Genomic DNA, 1981 nt, shown 5'->3' on the forward strand with positions numbered 1-1981 from the left:
CCAGACGGTCGAAGAAATCATAGCTCGGCCGCTCGAATTCTACCTCGGCCTAAAGGGCGCGCAGAAGGATCGCCGGATCTGCGAACTTATGCACATGGTCGAGATGAGCGAGGATTTTCTGGAACGCCTGCCTGGCGAGCTATCGGGCGGCCAAAAGCAACGCGTCTGCATTGCCCGGGCGTTGGCAGCCGATCCAGAGCTTATCATCTGTGACGAGATCACGTCCGCGCTCGACCAGATCGTCCAAGAGGAAATCCTCAAGCTTCTCATGCGCCTGCAGCGTGAACTCGAAATGAGCTACATCTTCATTACCCACGACATTGCTACCGTAAGGGCGATAGCCGACCAAATCGTTGTCATGCACCAGGGCAAAGTCGTTGAACAGGGACTGAAGAGCCAAGTTCTCACACCTCCCCATGCCGCTTACACCGAACGGCTTTTGTCGTCCGTACCGGAAATGGATCCGGACTGGCTTACAAGGCTGCTGGCCAGCCGGAAGGTCTGACAGGGGGACCCCGTCCACCTAGGCCCCTGGCATCCTTCCACGTGCTTTGAAGGGCATGATCGTGCTCCGCTTCAATCGGGCTGGCCAGCCCGACAAACGGAGCCAACCATTTCACCGTTTCGTCGCTAAGAAAGCTGGCGACCCAGGAGATCTCGGTATTAGCTCACGAACGGCAGCTTCTGTTTGCTTAAAAGAAGCGCTCTGAGGCACATCGGAGCTACGACGCAGTCCCTGTGATGTCTGCTTTTTGGAAGCGGCTGCTAATCTCTCAATGACCAAGATTGGGCAGCAAAGCTGCCAAGGGGTGTAAGATAAATGCAGCCAGCGAATGGGTGGCCTAGCTTCTTGACTCAATTTGGGCGAACCGCCTCGTAACCAGTTAATAAATAACGTCGGGTTAGTCGCACTGTCTGCAATCCGGGTGGCGAACGAGGATCAAGGAAGGAACAAGGGGGCCGTGCCCAAGTTCGGGGCATGTACCACCGCCGCCGATGAACTCGAGCGGCTGCGCAGCAACAACCGAGGCACGGGATCATGACCGTTCAGATTCGACTTTCCGAGATCGACCACGCCAGGCGCGAAGATCATGGCGACGGTGCCTGGAGCATCGCACCGGACCTGGGTTATTTGCGGCTGGCAATCGTCAATGTCGTGTTCTTCGGCGCACCGCGCAGCGGAGATCGGAACTGGGTGCTAATAGATACGGGGTTGCCGACGTCGAGAAGCAGTATTCTTGCGGTCGCGGAAAAGCGGTTTGGCACCAACGCACGGCCTGCCGCGGTTATCCTGACACACGGCCATTTTGACCATGTGGGAACGGTTCTGGACCTCGCGAATAGGTGGGAGGTGCCCGTCTTCGCGCATCGACTCGAGCGGCCCTATTTGGACGGAACTGAATGTTATCCGGCACCGGATCCCTGGGTCGGGGGCGGACTGATGGCGCTGCTTTCGCCGCTCTTTCCACGCGGGCCGATCGATCTTGGCAACCGATTGGAACTCTTGCCCGCCGACGGATCGGTCCCCGGAATGCCCGGATGGCAATGGCTGCACACACCCGGGCACGCCCCTGGTCACATTTCGCTCTGGCGCGAGGAAGACCGCTCGCTGATCGTAGGGGACGCTTTCATCACCACCGGTCAGGAGTCGGTCTATGAGGTCGCCGTCCAGGATCTCGAGATGCACGGTCCGCCGCGCTACTTCACGCCGGACTGGGATGCGGCGGAAAGATCTGTGAAGCGTCTGGCTGCCCTGAACCCTCAGATGGTCATCACTGGACACGGTGCGGCTGCCGCTGGAGTGGGCATGCGTAAAGCTCTTGACAGTCTGGCTGAGCGCTTCACGGTGTTCGCCGTCCCGCCGAAATCAAAATTCGTACGCGAGCCAGCGATGGCTGCAAATAGCTGAGGTAACCGAGCCGCCGTCGTTGTTAATATGGTCACTTTGGACAACTCCATCTCTCGATCAGGTAGAGTTCCC

At 58.5% G+C, this 1981-nt stretch carries 2 protein-coding genes; both read left to right on the forward strand.

Annotation, left to right across the window (positions count from 1 at the left end; genetic code table 11):
- On the forward strand, window positions 1-505 hold a 505-nt coding region (locus EN879_RS33705), incomplete at its 5' end, for an ATP-binding cassette domain-containing protein (protein WP_127274596.1).
- A 534-nt stretch (window positions 506-1039) separates the two neighbouring features.
- Complete coding sequence (locus tag EN879_RS33710; protein WP_027162022.1) at window positions 1040-1909, forward strand: MBL fold metallo-hydrolase; 870 nt, start codon at window positions 1040-1042, stop codon at window positions 1907-1909.
- Window positions 1910-1981: the final 72 nt, after the last annotated feature.

The sequence above is a fragment of the Mesorhizobium sp. M7A.F.Ca.AU.002.02.1.1 genome (genome assembly GCF_003998535.1).
In the GTDB taxonomy this organism is placed as follows: domain Bacteria; phylum Pseudomonadota; class Alphaproteobacteria; order Rhizobiales; family Rhizobiaceae; genus Mesorhizobium; species Mesorhizobium ciceri.